At 66.9% G+C, this 18,652-nt stretch carries 17 protein-coding genes and 1 pseudogene; 13 read left to right on the plus strand and 5 right to left on the minus strand.

Going from position 1 to position 18,652, the window contains the following annotated elements; genetic code table 11:
* The first annotated feature begins 28 nt into the window (after positions 1-28).
* From ACSQ25_RS14190 to ACSQ25_RS14200, 3 genes are all read left to right on the plus strand, one after another.
* Positions 29-895: a pirin family protein gene (locus ACSQ25_RS14190; RefSeq protein ID WP_436106326.1), complete on the plus strand. Its 867-nt coding sequence runs from the start codon at positions 29-31 to the stop codon at positions 893-895.
* A gap of 147 nt (positions 896-1,042) precedes the next feature.
* Positions 1,043-2,245, plus strand: coding sequence for an ISL3 family transposase (locus ACSQ25_RS14195; RefSeq protein WP_436106327.1), 1,203 nt, complete (start codon positions 1,043-1,045; stop codon positions 2,243-2,245).
* Positions 2,246-2,258: 13 nt separating this feature from the next.
* A complete protein-coding gene (locus ACSQ25_RS14200; RefSeq protein WP_436106328.1) occupies positions 2,259-2,732 on the plus strand; it encodes a hypothetical protein in 474 nt (157 codons plus the stop codon).
* Here ACSQ25_RS14200 and ACSQ25_RS14205 read toward each other — a convergent pair.
* On the minus strand, positions 2,713-3,849 hold the full coding sequence (locus ACSQ25_RS14205) for an acyltransferase family protein (protein WP_436106329.1): 1,137 nt from the start codon (positions 3,847-3,849) through the stop codon (positions 2,713-2,715). The two genes, ACSQ25_RS14200 and ACSQ25_RS14205, sit on opposite strands and share 20 nt — an antisense overlap.
* A 99-nt stretch (positions 3,850-3,948) precedes the next feature.
* Here ACSQ25_RS14205 and ACSQ25_RS14210 point away from each other — a divergent pair, with 99 nt between their 5' ends.
* The 6 genes from ACSQ25_RS14210 to ACSQ25_RS14235 all read left to right on the plus strand — a co-directional run bounded on the left by ACSQ25_RS14210 (position 3,949) and on the right by ACSQ25_RS14235 (position 10,771).
* Positions 3,949-4,920, plus strand: coding sequence for a succinylglutamate desuccinylase/aspartoacylase family protein (locus ACSQ25_RS14210; protein WP_436106330.1), 972 nt, complete (start codon positions 3,949-3,951; stop codon positions 4,918-4,920).
* Between the two features lie 111 nt (positions 4,921-5,031).
* The gene (locus ACSQ25_RS14215) at positions 5,032-5,328 is read left to right on the plus strand and encodes an ArsR/SmtB family transcription factor (protein WP_436106331.1); all 297 of its coding nucleotides are present in this window, start codon (positions 5,032-5,034) and stop codon (positions 5,326-5,328) included.
* 18 nt (positions 5,329-5,346) lie between these two features.
* Positions 5,347-6,402: an alkene reductase gene (locus tag ACSQ25_RS14220; protein ID WP_436108082.1), complete on the plus strand. Its 1,056-nt coding sequence runs from the start codon at positions 5,347-5,349 to the stop codon at positions 6,400-6,402.
* 277 nt (positions 6,403-6,679) lie between these two features.
* Entirely contained in the window at positions 6,680-9,322 is a 2,643-nt protein-coding gene (gene pepN / locus ACSQ25_RS14225; RefSeq protein ID WP_436106332.1) for an aminopeptidase N, read from the plus strand.
* Between the two features lie 6 nt (positions 9,323-9,328).
* Positions 9,329-10,024: a hypothetical protein gene (locus ACSQ25_RS14230; RefSeq protein WP_436106333.1), complete on the plus strand. Its 696-nt coding sequence runs from the start codon at positions 9,329-9,331 to the stop codon at positions 10,022-10,024.
* A gap of 144 nt (positions 10,025-10,168) precedes the next feature.
* The gene (locus tag ACSQ25_RS14235; RefSeq protein ID WP_436106334.1) at positions 10,169-10,771 is read left to right on the plus strand and encodes a CHRD domain-containing protein; all 603 of its coding nucleotides are present in this window, start codon (positions 10,169-10,171) and stop codon (positions 10,769-10,771) included.
* 1 nt (position 10,772) lies between these two features.
* Here ACSQ25_RS14235 and ACSQ25_RS14240 read toward each other — a convergent pair whose 3' ends face one another.
* Positions 10,773-11,108, minus strand: coding sequence for a hypothetical protein (locus ACSQ25_RS14240; protein WP_436106335.1), 336 nt, complete (start codon positions 11,106-11,108; stop codon positions 10,773-10,775).
* Positions 11,109-11,214: 106 nt separating this feature from the next.
* Between ACSQ25_RS14240 and ACSQ25_RS14245 the strand changes: the two genes are divergently transcribed.
* The 3 genes from ACSQ25_RS14245 (at position 11,215) to ACSQ25_RS14255 (ending at position 13,898) form a co-directional block, all read left to right on the plus strand.
* On the plus strand, positions 11,215-12,069 hold the full coding sequence (locus ACSQ25_RS14245; protein WP_436106336.1) for an endonuclease/exonuclease/phosphatase family protein: 855 nt from the start codon (positions 11,215-11,217) through the stop codon (positions 12,067-12,069).
* Between the two features lie 67 nt (positions 12,070-12,136).
* Complete coding sequence (locus tag ACSQ25_RS14250; protein ID WP_436106337.1) at positions 12,137-12,574, plus strand: acyl-CoA thioesterase; 438 nt, start codon at positions 12,137-12,139, stop codon at positions 12,572-12,574.
* A gap of 115 nt (positions 12,575-12,689) precedes the next feature.
* Positions 12,690-13,898, plus strand: coding sequence for a right-handed parallel beta-helix repeat-containing protein (locus tag ACSQ25_RS14255; protein ID WP_436106338.1), 1,209 nt, complete (start codon positions 12,690-12,692; stop codon positions 13,896-13,898).
* A gap of 14 nt (positions 13,899-13,912) precedes the next feature.
* On the opposite strand, the pseudogene arsC reads toward ACSQ25_RS14255, so the two are convergent.
* Positions 13,913-14,257, minus strand: a pseudogene (gene arsC / locus ACSQ25_RS14260) (arsenate reductase (glutaredoxin)); the annotation flags it as partial.
* Positions 14,258-14,434: 177 nt separating this feature from the next.
* Between arsC and ACSQ25_RS14265 the strand changes: the two are divergent.
* Positions 14,435-15,067 carry a 1-acyl-sn-glycerol-3-phosphate acyltransferase gene (locus tag ACSQ25_RS14265; protein WP_436106339.1) on the plus strand — a complete coding sequence of 211 codons (633 nt, stop codon included), beginning with the start codon at positions 14,435-14,437 and terminating at the stop codon, positions 15,065-15,067.
* A gap of 25 nt (positions 15,068-15,092) precedes the next feature.
* Here the strand turns inward: ACSQ25_RS14265 and ACSQ25_RS14270 are convergent, their stop codons facing one another.
* Together ACSQ25_RS14270 and ACSQ25_RS14275 are read right to left on the minus strand one after the other, a co-directional pair.
* Positions 15,093-16,886: a DUF1302 domain-containing protein gene (locus ACSQ25_RS14270; protein WP_436106340.1), complete on the minus strand. Its 1,794-nt coding sequence runs from the start codon at positions 16,884-16,886 to the stop codon at positions 15,093-15,095.
* A 119-nt stretch (positions 16,887-17,005) separates the two neighbouring features.
* Positions 17,006-18,652 carry a SulP family inorganic anion transporter gene (locus ACSQ25_RS14275; RefSeq protein WP_436106341.1) on the minus strand — a complete coding sequence of 549 codons (1,647 nt, stop codon included), beginning with the start codon at positions 18,650-18,652 and terminating at the stop codon, positions 17,006-17,008.

Here is an 18,652-nt window from a genome sequence, read left to right on the forward strand (position 1 = left end):
TGAAGAACCGACACACAAGGAGAACAGCATGACCCAAACTACCGCAACGCTGGTCAAATCGCGCGGCGTCGAACGCCTGGTCCAGGGCCAGTTCGTGATGGAGGGCGCGGGCGTGAAGATCAACCGCGTGCTCACCGGTTCCCTGCAGCGCCGCCTCGATCCCTTCCTGATGCTGGACGCCTTCGGCAGCGACAAGGCCGGCGACTACATCGCCGGCTTCCCGGAGCACCCGCACCGCGGCTTCGAAACCGTGACCTATATGCTCAACGGCCGCATGCGCCACCGCGACAGCGCCGGCAACGAAGGCCTGGTGACCAACGGCGGCGTGCAGTGGATGACGGCCGGCCGCGGCGTGATCCACTCCGAGATGCCGGAGCAGGACGAGGGCCTGATGGAGGGCTTCCAGTTGTGGCTCAACCTGCCCGCCAAGGACAAGTTGATGGACCCGTGGTACCGCGACATCCCGACAGAGGAAGTGCCGCGCTTCACGAATGAAGACGGCGTGACGGTGCAGGTGATCGCCGGTGAAACCCATGGCGTGGCGGGTGCGGTGCAGCGCGAGCACACCGAGCCGCTGTACCTGGACCTCGAGATCCCGGCCGGCGTGAGCTTCGAACAGCCGCTCCCGCAGGGGCACAATGCCTTCCTGTATGTGTACCGCGGCGAGGTGGTGGTCGAGGGCAAGGCCGTGGCGAAGACCCGCATGGCGGTGCTCGACAATGCGGCGGGGGCGGACGGCGTGCGCATCAAGGCGCTGGAGCCGACCCGGCTGATCCTGCTGGCCGGACGCCCGCTGAACGAGCCGATCGCCCAGCACGGCCCCTTCGTGATGAACACCACCGAGGAGCTGTACCAGGCCTTCGATGACTTCAGGGCGGGCAAGTTCGCTGCCTGATACACTGACGGGATGACGAACGTGCATCCCGTTTTTTTAGGTTCATCGCGGATTTCCGGGATGAACCTGTTGTAAACGCAAGAGAGCAGTAAAGAAGAGTTATTGTGTTTGTGCGACCAAACTCAACCAACTCAACTTACCGCTCTCATGCCGGATCATAATCTTAGCCTTCCGTTCTGGGAAGGCTTTACCGCCACCAAATTGGATGTTCAGGAAGATGCTGTCTGGATCACACTGTGTCGTGATCCTGCTGCGGCGATGGTCTGTAGCCGGTGCGGGATGCATTGCTACCAAGTCCATGATGTCGCTACGCGCATCATTCGAGAGTTGCCGATGCAAGGAAGGGCGGTGCGGCTGCGGGTGCCATTGCGCCGTCTGAAGTGCAGCATGTGCGGCACCAGAACCGAACGCGTGACCTGGCTTGACCGCCATGCGCGGGTGACGCGTGCGTTGGCCGATTTTGTCGGGGCGTGGTGTGAGAAGCTTCCGGTGGCCCATGTGTGCAAGCTCGCTAGCCTGCATTGGGGGACGGTGCGGCAGATCGAGCGCGCGCGCCTGGAGCGGCAACTTGCTTACTTGCCCCCGGCGCAGCCGATCCGCCTCGTGATGGACGAATTTGCGCTGTTCAAAGGCCACCGCTATGCCACAGTTGTGCTTGATGCCGACACCCGACGTGTGTTGTGGGTCGGCGAAGGCCGCAGCCGCGAGGCCATCCGTCCGTTCTTTGAATGGCTAGGCCCTGAACGCTGCGCCAACATCGAAGCTGTCGCGATGGATATGAATACCGCGTTTGATTTGGAAGTGCAGCAGCAATGTCCGAAGGCACGCGTGGTCTACGACCTGTTTCACGTCATCGCCAAGTACGGCCGTGAGGTGATCGACCGGGTGCGAGTCGACGAAGCCAATCGCCTGCGAGACGACCGACCCCAGCGCAAAGTCGTGAAGCGCTCGCGCTGGCTTCTGCTGCGTAATCGGGAAAACGTCCCGCCGAGCCAGCAGGCGAATCTGGACGAACTGCTGGCCGCCAACCAAGCCTTGATGACGGTGTATGTGATGAAAACGGCACTCAAGGAACTCTGGCAGACATCCGGCGGATGGCAGTGGCTTCTCGCCTGGCGCAACTGGCTGAAGATGGCACGCGACAGCGGGATCGAGCCGCTAAGGAAGTTTGCCGCCAAGCTCAAACCTTACTGGCGAGGCATCGCAGCGCGGTTGCGCTGGCCGATGCACACCGGACAGCTCGAAGGCATCAACAACCGTATCAAGGTGATGAAGCGAATGGCCTACGGATACCGGGATAGCGAATTCTTCTTCCTGAAGATCAAAGCCGCGTTTCCCGGAAATCCGTGAAGAACCTTTTTTTATGCCCCTGATCGACACCGTCGCCGACCTGCTGGCGCGCGCCAGCCGCGCGCTCGGCTTCGACACCGCGGACTCCTTCCCGCCCGGCCATGCCTACGCACGCACGCGCTGGAACAAGGCCTATTTCGACATTCCCTCCGACCTGAAACCCGATGCGATCGAGCAGCGCATGTGCGAGGCCATCGCCAACACGCCCTCACTGTTCGGCGAGATCCTGAATCCGACCCCGCGCATGCAGCGCACCCTGCTGGGCATCATCGAACAGCGCCTGCGCCGCGGACAAGGCGCCCCGGGCGACCTGGCCCAGCTGCTGGTCGCGGCCTACCGCAGCCCGCATACGGTGGAAACCGTGCCCGGCCTGCGCCAGGCCATCCGCGATACTTCCGGCTACGAGCCGCACGTGCAGGCGAATGCCATCCTCGCCTTCCTGGCGGATGCGCCGGCCGCCTTCGGCGTCATCGAGGCGCGGGCCTGAGCAGCGCCGGACGCGCCGCATTGCTCGGCACATAGCGCTCGCGCAGCAGCATGAAGGGCGTCTCCACCAGTTTGAACAGCAGCCAGCCGCTCAGCACCGACAGCGCCAGCAGCGCCGCGATCGTCAGCGGATGCTCGGCGCCGAAGCCCTGCGCCTTCATCCACTTCGCGGCCAGCACGCACAGCGGCTTGTGCAGCAGGTAGATGGCGTAGGACCACAGCGCCAATGGCCCCGCGCCGGGCACGCGCAGGCTGCGCAGCAGCGCGCCTTCCGCCACGGCGGCCACGATCAGCAGCGAGAAGCCGAGCGCCATGGCGGGGAAGCCGAACACGGTGATGCCGAAGCCGTAGCGGTCGTCGACGAAGAACCAGAATGCGACCGCCGTTACGAGCAAGCCGAGGCAGGCCATCAGGTTGCCGCGCCGGGTCAGCTGTCCCCAGATGCGCGGATGGTGGTTGCGCAGCAGCGCCAGCGCCACCCCGGCCAGCAGCTCGTCGTACCTGCATAAGCTCGAGTAATAAATGTACTTGAAATAGAAGTAAAGCTTATAGTTCTGCCCATTCATCTCCTGCCACAGCCCGGCGCGGAGCAGCACGCCGGCGACGAAGGCCAGCGCGATGCCCGTCCAGGCCAGCCGCAGGGATCCCCCGAACAGGGCGCCGAGCAGCGCCACTGCCGGCAGCAACATGTAGAACTGCTCCTCGATCGCCAGCGACCAGCTGTGCGAGAAGGCGCTGCCCGGCTCCAGCGCGAAGTTCTGGATGAAGCTCGCGTACTCCCACAGCGGCAGCAAGGGAGCATCGCCGCGGAAGGCAGGCCACAGGAAGTACAGGGCCAGCACCACCCAGTAGTTCGGCAGCGTGCGCAGCAGGCGCCGCGCGTAGAAGTGCTTCAGGGAGAAGCCGCCCGGACTCTTCATTGCGGCGAAGATCTGGTTGCCGATCAGGTAGCCCGACAGCGCGAAGAACAGGTCGACGCCGACCCAGCCGACCTGGCCCACCCAGCCGAAGGTCGGCGCGTCGCTCACGAACAGCACGTAATGGTGCAGCACCACCAGGGTGACGGCGACTGCGCGCAGGGTATCGAGGCCATGGACGCGGATGCTTGCAGGGGACATGCTGGTCAGCGCAGTGAGTAAATGGCGAATGATGCCATGGGCTCTCCCGAAATGTCCGATAAAATATCGGCACCTTTTATTCCCCGGATCGCCACCGCAATGACTTCCCCGAGCAAGTACCAATTCAAGTCCGTCAACTACACCGGCCTGCAGGCCGGCCCGCGCGTCATCATCATGGGCGCGACCCATGGCAACGAAGTCTGCGGCACCATCGCGATCCGCCGCGTGATGGAAGAACTCGACAGCGGCACGCTGCGGATCACGGCCGGCAGCGTCACCTTCGTGCCGGTGGTGAACCCGAAGGCCTACGAGCAGAACACCCGCAACGGCGACCGCAACCTGAACCGCAACCTGTTTCCCAAGGACGACCCGCAGGACTTCGAGGACCAGATCGCCAACTGGCTCTGCCCCCTGCTCGCCCAACACGAGGTGCTGCTCGACCTGCACTCCTTCAATGCGGTCGGCGGCCAGCCTTTCGTGATGGTCGGCCCGCTGAACAACGACGGCCCGCTGCAGCCCTTCCAGCATGCGGAGAAGGAACGCGCCTGGGCGCGCCGCCTGGGCGTGAAGCGCTTCGTGGACGGCTGGCTGGCGGCCTACGGCGACGGCGTCAAGCGCCGCAGCCGCAATGCCGACGAACTGGAAACCGTGCTGCGCTACGGCGTCGGCACCACCGAGTACATGCGCACCACCGGCGGCTATGCGCTGACCCTGGAGTGCGGCCAGCACGTGGACCCGGCGGCGCCCGAGGTGGCCTACCGCGCCATCATGAACACGCTGGCCCACCTGAAGCTGATCGCGGCCCCGGACCCGGAACCGGTGCCCTTCGAGGAGATGGAAGCGCTGTCGATGGTCGTGGTGCACGACAAGCTGCATGCCGACGACCAGTTCAAGCGCGCCTGGGCAAGCTTCGACCCGGTGCAGGAAGGCGACGAGGTCGGCGTGCGCGCCGACGGCAGCAAGGTGGTGGCCGAGTTCAGCGGCCGCATCCTGTTCCCGGACGCGAAGGCGAATGCCAACTCGGAGTGGTATTACCTGACCCGCCCGAACCCGAGCTTCGGCCGCGAGTAAGCACCGATCACGGCGCCATCGCTAGAAGCGATGGCGTCGCCAGCAGGATTTCCGAACATATCGTAAGATGACGATATTCGGATCGAAAGAACCCGATACAAGGAAGAGCATATGGACATCGACGCGATCCACAAGGCCCTGGCCAACCCAGTACGGCGCCAGATCCTGCACTGGCTGAAGGATCCGCACCAGCATTTCGCCGAGCAGGAGCACCCGCTCGACCTGGGCGTGTGCTGCAAGCTGATCGACCAGCGCACCGGCCTGTCGCAATCGACCGTGTCGGCCCACCTGGCGACCCTGCACAAGGCGGGGCTGGTGCATACGCGGCGCGTCGGACAGTTCATCTTCTTCCAGCGAAACGAGGAAGTCATCCAGGCCTTCCTCGACCAACTGAACGACGGACTTTAGGAGTACACAATGACCACCATGACGAGCATGTTTGACCCGATCAAGCTGGGCGCACTCGAACTGCCGAACCGCATCATCATGGCGCCGCTGACCCGTTCGCGCGCCGTCGGCCCGGGCCGCGTGCCGAATGCGATGATGGCCGAATACTACGTGCAGCGCGCCTCGGCCGGCCTGATCCTGTCGGAAGCGACCGCCGTGACGCCGATGGGCGTGGGCTATGCCGACACCCCGGGCATCTGGTCGGACGAGCAGGTGGAAGGCTGGAAGATCGTCACCGAGGCCGTGCACAAGGCGGGCGGGCGCATCGTCCTGCAGCTGTGGCACGTGGGCCGCATCTCGGATCCGGTGTTCCTCGACGGCCAGCTGCCGGTGGCGCCGTCCAGCATCGCGCCGAAGGGCCACGTCAGCCTGGTGCGCCCGAAGCGCGACTACACCACGCCGCGCGCGCTCGAGCTGTCCGAGATCCCCGAGATCGTCGCCGCCTACCGCAAGGGCGCCGAGAACGCGAAGAAGGCCGGCTTCGACGGCGTCGAGATCCACGGCGCCAACGGCTACCTGCTCGACCAGTTCCTGCAGGATTCGACCAACCAGCGCAAGGACCAGTACGGCGGCCCGGTCGAGAACCGCGCCCGCCTGATGCTGGAAGTGACCGACGCCTGCATCGAGGTATGGGGCGCCGAGCGCGTCGGCATGCACCTGGCGCCGCGCCGCGACTCGCATGACATGGGCGATGCGAATCCCCGTGAGACCTTCGGCTACGTCGCACGCGAACTCGGCAAGCGCGGCATCGCCTTCATCTGCGCCCGCGAAGCCATCGGCGACGACAGCCTGCGCGCCTACCTGAAGAAGGAATTCGGCGGCGTGTACATCGCCAACGAGAAGCTGACCAAGGAAAGCGCGCAAGCCCTGATCGCCTCGGGCGAAGCCGATGCGGTGGCCTTCGGGGTGTGGTTCATCGCCAATCCGGACCTGCCGAAGCGCCTGAAGGAAGATGCGCCGCTGAACCAGCCGAAGCCGGAGCTGTTCTATGCACCGGGGGCGGAGGGGTATATCGACTATCCGACGCTTGGTTAAGCCAACTAAACGCTAGCAACTTGGATCCCGGCCTTCGCCGGGATGACGGTCTTTAGGCCAGTGGCAGAATTGCACAGTCCTTCTCGATGTTAGCTCCAAAACCGTCGTTCCGGCGAAGGCCGGAACCCAAGTTCTCCGCACACCACCACCCTCTCCTTTCGCCCGTACATACGCCCCGCAATCGTATATGTATGTGGTGTAAACGGCACTCCGCTCATGCTATTCTTGCGCGATTATTTTTCCGCGCACCAAGCCTGCGCTGTCCCAGGAGACCACGTTGAAACACTTCGCCCCCCGCGTGATGGCCCTCGCCATCGCTTCCGCCTTCGCCTTCAACACCGCCAATGCTGCCCCGGCCCCTGCCCGCGCCGAGAACGCCTACCTGTCGGAAGCCGACGCGATGGCGCGTTCGGCGCGCGTGTCGAACGTGGACTACGTGCTCGATTTCACGCTAACCGGCAAGGAGAGCTTCGCCGGCACCACCACGGCCAGCTTCGACCTCAAGGACACCGACTCGGCCCTGACCATCGACCTGGACAAGGCGACCGTGAAATCGGTCACCGTCAATGGCAAGCAGGTCGCCACGCGCTATAACAACTGGTTCATCACCCTCGCACCGGAAGACCTGGTCAAGGGCCGCAACACCGTCACCATCAGTTACGAGCGCCTGCACAGCACCAATGGCGAAGGCCTGCACCGCATGGTCGATCCGGTCGATAACCGGGTCTATACGTATTCGCATTTCGAGCCGGCCGCCGCGCACCAGATGTTCGCCGTGTTCGACCAGCCCGACCTGCGTGCCACCTACACCGTCACCGTCAACGCACCAGGCGACTGGCACGTGATCACCGCGACCCGCGAGTCGGCTGTCGCCGACGCCGCCGGCGGCAAGCGCTGGACCTTCCCGAAGACCAAGAGCCTCAGCCCGTATAACTTCTCGCTGCACGCCGGCCCCTACCAGGTCTGGGAAGACAAGAGCGGCAAGTACCCGATGCGCCTGTTCGCGCGCCAGTCCGTCGCCAAGCAGGTGACGCCGAACGACTGGTTCCGCTACACCAGGAGCGGCCTGGAGTTCTTCGACAATTACTTCGGCATCCCTTACCAGTTCGAGAAATACGACCAGCTGCTGGTGCCCGACTTCCTGTACGGCGCCATGGAGAACGCCGCCGCGATTACCTTCGCCGAAGGCGGCTTCCTGTACAAGTCCGAGATGACGCCGGCGCAGAAAGCCAGCCTGGCCGAGGTCATCATGCACGAGATGGCGCACCAGTGGTTCGGCGACCTGGTCACCATGAAGTGGTGGAACGGCCTGTGGCTGAACGAGAGCTTCGCCTCCTTCATGGCGACCCTGGCCACCGCCGAAGCCACCGAGTTCAAGGACGCCTGGCAGTCCTTCTACCAGCAGGACAAGCAGGGCGCCTACAACCAGGACCAGAAAGTCTCGACCCACCCGATCGAGGTGCCGGTGCCGTCGTCGGCCAACGCCTTCGACAACATCGACGCGATCACCTACTCGAAGGGCGCCTCGACCCTGAAGCAGCTGCGCCACATGCTGGGCGAGGAAGTGTTCCGCCAGGGCGTGCACAACTACCTGGTCAAGTACTCGTGGCAGAACGCAAAGCTGGAAGACTTCATCGGCAGCCTGGGCGAGGCCGCCGGCCGCGATTTAAGCAAGTGGACCAGGGACTGGCTGTACCAGGCCGGCGTGAACACCATCACCGCCAACTACAGCTGCTCGAACGGCAAGATCAAGGCCTTCTCGCTGGCGCAGACCGCGCCGAGCAAGACCCTGCCGACCCTGCGCGAGCAGCGCGTCCAGGTAGGCGCCTTCAAGCTGGAGAACGGCAAGCTGGTGCTGGCCAAGAACGTGCCGGTCACCTACAAGGGCGCCACCACGAAGGTGCCGGGCATGGTCGGCACGGCCTGCCCCGACCTGGTCTATCCGAACTACGAGGACTGGGGCTTCGTGAAGGTCAACCTCGACAAGCGCTCCTTCGAGACCGCCCGCACTACCCTGAGCGGCGTGGAAGACCCGCTGCTGCGCGCCATGCTGTGGCAAGCCCTGTGGGACGGCGTGCGCGACGCCAAGCTGCCGCTGAATGAATTCATCGACGTGGCCCTGGCCAACGCGCCGCAGGAGAAGGATTACACCCTGCTGGGCGACGTGCTGGGCAAGGTCGGCTCGTCGAAGTACTACCTCGACGCGATGGGTCTGGACAACGCTTACGCGAACGGGACCAGGAAGAAGCTGGAAGAGATGGCTTGGAACGGCGTCGTCGCCCACAAGGGCAACGCCAACTTCCAGCGCCGCTGGTTCGGCACCTATATGGGCATGGCGAACAGCCCGGAAGCGCTGGCACGCCTGGCCGGCATGCTCGATGGACGCGGCACCGAAGGCCTGAACATCGGCCAGGACCAGCGCTGGGCCATCATCAATCGCCTGAACCGCTTCAACTATCCGGGCGCGGCTGCCCTGCTCGAGGCCGAGCAGGCGCGCGACAAGTCCGACACCGGCCAGGGCGCCGCGCTGGCCGCGACCGTTGTCCGTCCGGATCCGAAGGTCAAGGCCGAGTGGATGAGCACCGTCGAAGACCTGAAGACCAAGCTGCCGTTCTCGCGCATCCGCACCGCGATGGGCAGCATGTATCCGGTCGAGCAGCACAAGCTGGCCGAGCAGACCGCAGCCGAGCGCCTGGCGAAGCTGCCGGCGATCGACAAGGCGGCCGGCCCGGTCTTCATGCGCAGCTACGCCGGCACGATGATCCCGGCCAGCTGCACCCCAAGCAGCGTGCAGCGCCTGCAGCGCGCCGCCGACACCATGAAGGAACTGTCGGCCGGCACCCGCCGCTCGCTGCTCGACACGCTGCAGGAAGACCAGCGCTGCGTGGCGATCAAGAAGGTCATGACGGCGAAGTCGTAACACCCGGTGCAGGCGGCATTCCCGCGCCGCCCGGCTGTCAGCCGCGGCTGGCCCTTGCTGGCCACGCTGGGCGTCCACCTGCTGCTGGCCTGGAGCTGGCGGATCGCGCATCCGCCGCCCCAGGAATCCCGCGGGGAACGGGTGATCGAGCTGGTCCCCGTGCCGCCGCCGGCGCCGCCGCTTCCTCGCCCCACGCCAAACACACGCGATACGCGCGCCGACAGCAGGCCGGCGGCCGCGGCCCGTGAGCCGGAACCGGCCGCTCCCGCGCCGGAATCCCCGGCAAGCGTCGCCGATCCTTTCGCCATTACCGCAGCGCCCGCGCCGGCGGAATCGGCACTGGACGCGATGGTCGGCCGCGCCAGGCGCGACGCCGTACTCATCGACCGCGAACTGCGCAAGGGGAAATCGGGCGTGCCCGAGGTGGCCGACACGCCGATCGCGCGCTTGCGGGAGGCCCTCGCGGGCGCCCACAAGGACAGCAGCCGAAGCCTGACCAGCGACAGCTACACTGCACCGGACGGCCAGGTGATCTACCGCTTCCGCCAGGGAGGCAAGGTCTGGTGCCGCACTGGCGGCGGCGTCAAGCCGCGCATCGGCGGCGCCGAGGGTGGCGGGGCAACGATGTTCGACACGCAGGGAGGCGGAGGCAGCGCTGGTGCGATCCGCTGTCCCAGCCATGCCGACTGGAAGGGTGATTAGTTGTGGAGCTGCATGTCAGGCAGGTGTCGGAAGTATTTACACCTTGCTGCGGCATCGGCTGGCACGCGCTCCGTCTCTCCTGCGTACAGCCGCAAGGGCACGGTTTATGCTTCAGCTCAGCTATACCTTTTGAAAGGAGTAGCCATGAAACGTATCGTTCTGAGCTTCTGCACTTTCCTGCTTCTGTTCGCCAATGTTGCGGCGCAGGCAGCCATCCTCACCTTCACCACGACCATGACCGGCCCCAAGGAGTCGCCACGTAACGACTCACCGGGCATCGGCACGGCAAGCCTGCTCATCGACGACGTCGCCGGTACGATGGCGGTCCTGGTGAACTGGACCGGGCTGACCGGCACCACGACGATCGCCCATATCCACTGCTGCACCGCGCTTCCCCTGACCGGCACCGCCTCGCCCGCCACCGTCGTGCCGACCTTCCCGGACTTCCCCGTCGGCACCACATCGGGCAGCTATCAGCGCCTCCTCAGCCTGACCGAAGCCGCGACCTACAATCCCGGATTCATCACCGCCAACGGCGGCACGGTTGCAGGGGCCCGGGCGGCCTTCCTTGCCGGACTGGCCTCCGAGCGCGCCTACTTCAATATCCACACCACCGCCTTCGGGGGCGGCGAGATCCGCGGCTTCTTTACGGCGGTTCCGGAGCCGGGCGGCATCGCGCTGCTTGCCATCGGCGCTGCCGGCCTCGGCTTCCTGCGGCGGCGCGTCTATCCGGCAGCAAGGACCTGAGTCATTTGCCGCCCGGCGGCGCCGACGGCGGCGCGCACAGCTCCGCCACCCGGCGCCAGGCCCCGGTGCCCTCGCACACCACCGGCGGCCGGCCCTGCAGCAGCTTGCCCAGGTTGACCGGCTTGCCCTCGTTGACGATCACGTTGCGGTTGATCGGAATGCACATCGCGTCATGCCAGGCAGCCGCATAGCCCTGCGGCGTCGGCAAGGGTCCGCGCGCACGCACGGCAGCAGCCTCGCAGGCTTTCTTCGTCTTGTAAGTTCCGCGCAGGCTCGTGCTCTCGAGCATGACATCACGGTGCTGCTGCAGATAGAGCAGCAGGATCATCGTAAACATTGCACTCCCGTACTGGCGGCGGACGGGTTCTCCTGCACGCCTGACCTTGTTCAAACGGCCCGCCCGGGCCGCGCGCTAGCCTGAAGGTCCACAGAAAGGACCTTCCATGTTCAAGCTCGTTACCTGGAATATCCAGGCCGGCCGCAGCCCGGACGGCAAGACCGACCTCGACCGCATCATCGCATGCCTCGACCGCTTTTGCAGTTTTGATATGCTTTGTATCCAAGAAGTTTCAAGCGGCTACACCGCGGGCGGCGAAGACCAGTTCGCCATGCTGCGCGAGCGCCTGCCGGGCTATGCCGGATTCGCGGCCCTCGCCTGCGATACCGGGGCGGCGGACGGCAAGGCGGGTGCGCGCCGCCGCTTCGGCATGATGGCATTCTCGCGCCATCCGGTGCTGCAGGCGCTGCGCCACTCCCTGCCCTGGCCCGCCGAGCCGGAGGTCATGAGCATGCCGCGCACGGGCCTCGAGCTGACCGTGGCCGCGCCCGGCGGCCCGCTGCGCGTCATGGCCGTCCACCTCGAGTATTTTTCGCAGCGCCAGCGCATGGCCCAGGTCGAGCGCCTGCGCGAACTGCACCGCGAAGCCAGCCTGCACGCCTGCTGTCCGCCGGCGCCGGGCCATGGTCCTTTCGCCGTGCCACCGCGCGCCATGCCGGCGCTGCTCGCAGGCGACTTCAACATGCTGCCGGGCTCGCCCGAACACCAGCGCCTGCTGGCGCCCTTCGGCGACGGCGTCCAGCCCTGGCGCGACTGCTGGCAGCTGGCCCAGCCGGGCCGGCGCCACGCCCCGACCGTCGGCCTGCACGACCCCAACCCGGACGCCTCCGCCCCCTTCACCTTCGACTACGTGTTCGCCAGCGCCGACCTGGCCGGGCACGTCCGGCGCGTACGGGTGGATGCGAGCGAGCAAGGCTCCGACCACCAGGCGCTGCTGGTGGAGCTCGACTGGGACGGCTGAGGCGTCAAGACAGCACCCCGTGCGGCGGGCCGTACAATGGCGGTTTCCTTATTGCGTCGAGGCCACATTGGACTGGGATTACCCGCAACCCTTCACCCTGCCCGTCACCCCGGAAGCCGGCGACATCGACGGCCTGAACCACACCAACAATGCCGTTTACGTGCGCTGGTGCGAGCAGGCCGGCTGGGCGCATTCGGAACGCCTGGGCCTGACGCTGGACGATTACCGCCGGCTCGACCGTGCGATGGCGATCCGGCGCGGCGAGTACGACTACCTGCTGCCCACCTTGCTGGGCGAGGCCCTGACCCTGGCCACCTGGCTGGTGGGGGGCGACGGCAAGCTGGCGATGGAACGGCGCTTCCAGCTGGTGCGCGACAGCGACGGCGCCACCGTGCTGCGCGGGCGCTGGGACCTGGTCTGCATCGAGATCAGCAGCGGCCGTCCGCGCCGCATGCCTGCCGAGTTCATCGACACGTATATGCCGGCGGTGGCGCAGGCGGCATAACAGGCGGCTGCGCCGCGTGTTGCGCACCCTCAAAGTACACATTTGAGGCAACCGGCCCCCTTCCCGCTTATGCCGGGTCAAACTGGCCTTTCACGTTCGCTGCCGCGAGGGAAAGATGCGCCACTACCCGTTCACCGTCGTCCGGTCCGCCAAGCATGCACTGTTTCCAGCGCTGCTCCTTGCCATGCTGCTGTCGGGCTGCCGCCTGCGCGAGCCGGGGCAGGAAGACCTCGTCATCCCCGAACTGGTGCGCACGCACCTGTACGTGTCGCCGTCCGGCTCGGACAGCAATCCCGGCACCCGCGACGAGCCCTTCCGCACGCTCACCCGCGCCGCCCAGGCCGTTACGCCCGGCACCACGGTGCACGTCGCCCCGGGCACCTATTTCGGCGGTGTGCGCACCAATACGCACGGCACCGCGGAGGCGCGCATCGTGTTCGAATCGATCGAACGCGGCGCCGCGCGGCTGGTGCCGCCGCTCGATTCGCGCCAGCCGGCGGCCTGGGACAACCGCGCCAATTACCTCGACATCATCGGCTTCGACATCGACGGCAGCCAGTACCAGAGCGGCATGAAGTGGCTGAGCGGCATCTACAACGGCGGCTCGCACAACGGCATCCACCACAACCACATCCACCACGTCGGCAACGACGTGCCCTGCGAGGCCAAGGGCGGCGCCGGCATCGGCATCGACAGCTACTACAAGGGCAACGACGCCGAGGTGGTCGGCAACCACGTGCACGACATCGGCCCGCCCGAATGCCGCTACATGCACGGCATCTACGTCAGCACCACAGCGAGCGTGCGCGACAACATCATCTACCGCGCCTCGGGCGCCGGCATCCACCTGTGGCACGACGCCAGCCACGTGACGATCCGCGGCAACACCGTGGTCGGCTGCGGCACCGGCATCGTGGTCGGGGGCGGCGACTTCTATCACAGCAAGGGGCCGAACGACCACACGCACACGGCCAACAACATCGTCTACGACAACGGCCACGGCATCCTCGAACAGGGGGCGACCGGCGCCAACATCAGCTACCGCAACAACCTCGTGTTCCAGAACGCGGGCGGCGACTGGAAGCTGTCGGCCGGGCGCCAGCATAGCGGCACTGTCACCGCCGCGCCGCTGTTCGCCGACTACAGCCGGACGCTCACCACGCCCGACTTCCGGCTCCAGCCGGGCTCGCCGGCCATCGGCAAGGGCATGGCGCCCGGCGCCGGCGACGCGGTGGCCCTGCGTCCGCGCAGGCAGATCGACATCGGCGCCGTGCCCTATACCGAATCCGAACCCGCGGGCGTGCCCTCGCCGGGGGCACAGTAGGAAGCTGCGGCTCAGAGGATTTCGTGCACCAGTTCGAACGGCCGGCACAGGCGCACGCCCTTCGGCGTGACGACGAAGGGCCGGTTGATCAGGACCGGATGCGCGGCCATGGCATCGAGCAGGGCCTGGTCGTCGACGCCCGGCTGGTCCAGCCCGAGTTCGCCGAACAGGGCTTCCTTGCTGCGCACCGCCTCGCGCACCGTCAGTCCGGAGGCGGCGATCATCGCCCGCAGCTGTTCACGTGAAGGCGGCGTCGCCAGGTACTCCACTACCTGCGGCTCCACGCCTTTCTCACGGATCGCCGCCAGGGTGTTGCGCGAGGTCCCGCAGCGCGGGTTATGGTAAATCGTGATATCCATGTGTTGAATGCTCGTCAATATTGCTGAAAAATTAGCGGCATCATAACCACAGCTCATGTCCGGCGCCAGCTTTTTCCCTTGTTCCCCGCTGCGGCTCGCTATAGAATTCCTCGCTTATTTTCCGGCGGCAAATATTAGCTGCCGCAAAATAAGATTTTGTACAGCGACGGAGAATCGATGAGCGAACACCTGCTGCGTCCCGCGGCACTTCCCACCTGGGGCCAGCGCACTGCGCTTCGCCTGCTGAATCTGGCCGGCTGGCAAGTGCACTTCAAACCCTTGCCGGGACCGCATGGAATCGCCGTCGTCTATCCGCACACCTCGAACTGGGACTTCCTGGTTGGCCTGCTGGGCAAGTGGGCGATCGGCCTGAAGTTCAGCTGGCTCGCCAAGGATTCGCTGTTCCGCGGCCCGATGGGCGCCATCATGCGCTACTGGGGCGGCATCGCCGTCGACCGCCGCGCCTCGATGGGCGCGACCCGCCAGCTGGCCCAGAACATGCTCGCCTCGCCCTGGTGCTGGATCGGCATCACGCCGGAAGGAACGCGCAGCTACCGCCCGCACTGGAAAAGCGGTTTCTACCACCTGGCCACCACCGCCAGGGTGCCGCTGCTGCTGGTCTACATCGACTACCGCGCCAAGGTACTGAGCGTGGTCCACACCCTCACCCTGAGCGGCGACACCGAGCAAGACATGGCCGCCATCGCGGCGGTCTACGAGGGGCGCCAGGCGCTTTATCCGGACCAGGCCGCGCCGATCAAGCTGGCGCCGCCGCGCGACCCGGCCGAGCCGCAACGCCGCCGCGCCTGATCGGGGGCCCCGGCCCCGGCGCAGCTCAGAATTTCAGGCCCAGCGCCACCGAGGCAGTATCCCGGTCGGCCGCCGCATGGTAATCCCCACCCCAGGACGGCTGGTAGCCCAGCTCCGCCAGGTAGCGCTGGCGGTACTCGAAGCGCAGCGCCAGGTTGGCGGACTTGCGACCTTCGTTCAGCAGCAGGTCTCCCGACCAGCCTTTCACGTCGTGCACGAACAGCAGGCTGGCGCTGCCCGCCAGCTGCGGCGCCAGCTTCGGCAGCCGCAGGTCCAGGTGCAGCCGGTAGCCCCAGGCGTTCGGCGTCGCATACCCGCGCAGGCTGCACTGGCGCGCCGCATCGGCGGTATTCACCGCACAGCTTCCGTTGACCGCGCCGACGCCGAAGATGTCGGCGCGGCCGTAGCGCAGACTTGCCGGATCCGGCAGGCCCCGGGTGTGCTTGCCGACCACTTCCGCGCCGGCCGCCAGTCCCAGCCCCGCCAGCATCCATTCGTGGCGTACGCCGGCCTGCGCCTGCCAGACCGCATACAGGTCGTAGCCATGGAAAATGTCGCCCGGTGCCACCGCATCGGCGCGCGCGCGCAGCAGCGAGGGCGTGGTCGCGCTCATGAAGGGCGGCAGCACGTCGCCCGGCGCCAGCATGAAGGGCACTGCGGGCCGGTACGAGGCTTCGCCGTGCATGCTGGTGCGGGCACGCTTGTGCGAGAAGGTCGCCGCCGTGATGCGCAGGCCTTCGGCGTACTCGGTGAAATAGGCCATGTTGCGCCCATCCGGATCGCCGGGGATCAGCGCCGGACCGCCGGGCCGGGTCGAACGGCGCAGGCCCGGCAGCGCGGTACGCGCGTTGTAGCGCGCGTGATACAGGCCGAACTCGCTGGCTTCATCGATCCGCCAGGTGGCGCCGACGCCGAACTCCTTTGTCTCCGGCTTCGGTGTCGGCAGCCGCTTCAGGTAGGCGCCGAGGGGGATGCGCGCGCGGTCGCTGAGCATCGGCTGGCCGCTCATCACCCGGTCGCAGCCGTCCACCAGGTAGTCGCTCATCGACCATAGCGTGCCGCAGACGTCGAGTGCCGAAGGACGGAAGCCGGTCTGGTAGTAAGCCTCGAACGCCACGCCGGAGCGCAGGCCGATGCGGGGCTCGATGCGTCCGAACAGCATCGGCCGCGGCAGCATCGTCTCGGCCGCCACCGGCGCCGCCCGGTGCAGGCCAGCCAGGTCGCGCGGGTTGAGCGACTCGAGGCCGCCCGGCGTCATCGAGCGCTCGCCCCAGGCCAGGGTTTGCTGTCCGGCGCGCCCGAGCACCGGCATGCCCGCCAGCGTGGCCTTGCCCTGCACCCAGGCGTCGAGCAGCGCGATGCCGGAGAAGCGCGACAGGCGCGGGGCACCGCTGTCCGACAGCGGCGCGCCCGCGGCATAGCTGTTCGCAACGTTGCCCCAGGGCCGGCCGTCGCGCGCGAGACCGGCATCATGCCAGGCCTTCGCGCGTACCAGGCCCGACCAGTTGCCTTCCACCGCCGCAAGCTCCACCACGGCCCGGATGGCGCGCGAGGCCGCCTCGCCCCTGGCGTAGTTGAGGTTGGCGTCGTCCGCATTGCCGCCGCCGCCCAGGCCGGACAGGCCGGATGCGCCGGCATTCACACTGGTGAGCAGATGGGGGTCGCGCTCCTGGACCCGGTAGATATTGCCCGCCAACAGGCGGCCGCTGGCCTTGATCTCGGCCGCATGGACCTCGACGGCTGCGAGCGCGGCAAGCGCAAGGGCCGCAGCTGTGCTGCGAACGGCGACACGGGCCGCCGGCGTCTGTTGTCGGGTCATCCCTACCCTTTTGATTCGGCGCGTGCGATCGCGGCCACCGGCCGGTCGCGCGTCATATTAGTTTTGCGCCGAACCCATCCTAATTGCCCAATTACCTGGCGTCAATACAAGCTTGGGATTCAGGCACTGTCGTGCCGCACGGCCAGTTCGTCCCAGGCCATAGCGGCGCTCAGGAACAGGCGCCCGTTGAGCGCTTGCAGCAGGGTACTTTGCTTGAGCCGGTCCATCACCGGCCCCTTCACCTCGGCCAGGTGCAGCAGCACGCCACGCTGGCGCAGCGAGGTATTCAGCTCGCCGAGCCCGAACAGGGCCGAGGTATCGATCGCATTCACCGCCGACAGCACCAGCACCAGGTGGCGGGTACCGGCACGGGCCGCCAGTTCGTCCTCGATGCGTTCGTTCACCGCCTCGACGTTTCCGAAGAACAGGCCGGCATCCACGCGCAGCATCAGCAGGCCCGGCGCCGTCTCGGCCGAATAGCGGTCGACGTTGCGGAAGTGCTCGCTGCCGGCGATGCGGCCCAGCACCGCGATGTGCGGGCGGCTGGCGCGCCAGATCAGCGCCCCTATCGACAGCGCCAGACCGACCACCACGCCCGCCTCGACACCCAGCACCAGCACGCCGGCGCCGGTGGCCAGCAGCGCCGCGGCGTCGGCGCGGTCGTAGCGCCAGGCGGTGTGGAGCAGCGACAGGTCGAGCATGCCCAGCACCGCGACGATGATCGTGGCCGCCAGCACCGGCAAGGGCAGCAGCGCCAGCCAGCCGGTGGGCGCCACCAGGGCCACGGCCAGCAGGCCGGCCGTGATGATGCTGGCCAGCTGGGTGTTGGCGCCGGCCGCGAAGTTCACCGCCGAGCGCGAGATGCTGCCGGTGACCGGGAAGCCGCCGCTCAGGGCGCTGCCGAGGTTGGCCGCGCCCAGGCCCACGAGTTCGCGGTTGCTGCCCAGCTTTTCGCCGCGCTTGAGCGCCAGCGCCTGCGCGCCCGACATGCTGATCAGGAAGATCATGAAGCCGATCAGGAGCGCCGGCTGCAGCAGCGCCTGCCAATGTGCGCCGGAGGTGGCGAGGTTCAGTCCAGGCAGCCCGGCCGGCACGGCGCCGGTGACGGCCACGCCCTGCGCGTCCAGCCCGAGTGCGGCCACCAGCGCGGTGGCGCCGATCACCACCAGCATCGGGGCCAGCTTGGCGCCGATGTCGGCCGCCACCGGCCACAGGCCGAGGCGCGCCAGCGTAGCGGCCATGAAGTGGCGCGCCCACACCAGCAGGGCCAGCGCGCCCAGGCCCAGCACCGCGCTCGGCCAGTGCACGGCGGGCGGCATCGCGCCGAGCAGCGGGCGCAGCTGGCCCCAGGCGATCAGGATCGCCGAGCCGATGGTGAAGCCGCTCATCACGGGGCGGGAAAAGAAGTTGGCGAGGAAGCCGATGCGCAGCAAGCCGCAGGCCAGCAGCACGGCGCCCGAGAGCAGCGCCAGCTGGGCCGCCAGCACCCCGTACAGCGCACTGCCCGGGGCGGCGAGGGGCGCCAGGCTCGATGCCGTCATCAGCGAAATGATCGCCATCGGGCCGATCGACTGGGTGCTGCTGGTACCGAACAGGGCGTACAGCAGCGGCGGCACGATACTGGCGTAGATCCCGGCGACCGGCGGCAGGCCGGCCACCAGGGCGTAGGCCATGCCTTGCGGGATCATCATCATCGCGACGACGATGCCGGCGCTGATGTCGCCCGGCAGCATCGCGCGCCGGTAGTGCTGCAGCCACTGAAGCAT

Origin of the sequence: Massilia sp. LjRoot122, assembly GCF_964252725.1 — a bacterium.
GTDB lineage: Bacteria > Pseudomonadota > Gammaproteobacteria > Burkholderiales > Burkholderiaceae_D > Telluria.

Bases quoted from the DNA above. Each gene is read 5' to 3' on its own strand.
- ACSQ25_RS14200 (WP_436106328.1), top strand. From the start codon at position 2,259: ATGCCCCTGATCGACACCGTCGCCGACCTGCTGGCGCGCGCCAGCCGC.
- ACSQ25_RS14275 (WP_436106341.1), bottom strand. From the start codon at position 18,652: ATGCTTCAGTGGCTGCAGCACTACCGGCGCGCGATGCTGCCGGGCGAC.
- ACSQ25_RS14205 (WP_436106329.1), bottom strand. From the start codon at position 3,849: ATGTCCCCTGCAAGCATCCGCGTCCATGGCCTCGATACCCTGCGCGCA.
- ACSQ25_RS14210 (WP_436106330.1), top strand. From the start codon at position 3,949: ATGACTTCCCCGAGCAAGTACCAATTCAAGTCCGTCAACTACACCGGC.
- ACSQ25_RS14215 (WP_436106331.1), top strand. From the start codon at position 5,032: ATGGACATCGACGCGATCCACAAGGCCCTGGCCAACCCAGTACGGCGC.
- ACSQ25_RS14240 (WP_436106335.1), bottom strand. From the start codon at position 11,108: ATGTTTACGATGATCCTGCTGCTCTATCTGCAGCAGCACCGTGATGTC.
- ACSQ25_RS14190 (WP_436106326.1), top strand. From the start codon at position 29: ATGACCCAAACTACCGCAACGCTGGTCAAATCGCGCGGCGTCGAACGC.
- ACSQ25_RS14195 (WP_436106327.1), top strand. From the start codon at position 1,043: ATGCCGGATCATAATCTTAGCCTTCCGTTCTGGGAAGGCTTTACCGCC.
- ACSQ25_RS14270 (WP_436106340.1), bottom strand. From the start codon at position 16,886: ATGACCCGACAACAGACGCCGGCGGCCCGTGTCGCCGTTCGCAGCACA.
- ACSQ25_RS14265 (WP_436106339.1), top strand. From the start codon at position 14,435: ATGAGCGAACACCTGCTGCGTCCCGCGGCACTTCCCACCTGGGGCCAG.
- ACSQ25_RS14235 (WP_436106334.1), top strand. From the start codon at position 10,169: ATGAAACGTATCGTTCTGAGCTTCTGCACTTTCCTGCTTCTGTTCGCC.
- ACSQ25_RS14245 (WP_436106336.1), top strand. From the start codon at position 11,215: ATGTTCAAGCTCGTTACCTGGAATATCCAGGCCGGCCGCAGCCCGGAC.
- ACSQ25_RS14220 (WP_436108082.1), top strand. From the start codon at position 5,347: ATGACGAGCATGTTTGACCCGATCAAGCTGGGCGCACTCGAACTGCCG.
- ACSQ25_RS14255 (WP_436106338.1), top strand. From the start codon at position 12,690: ATGCGCCACTACCCGTTCACCGTCGTCCGGTCCGCCAAGCATGCACTG.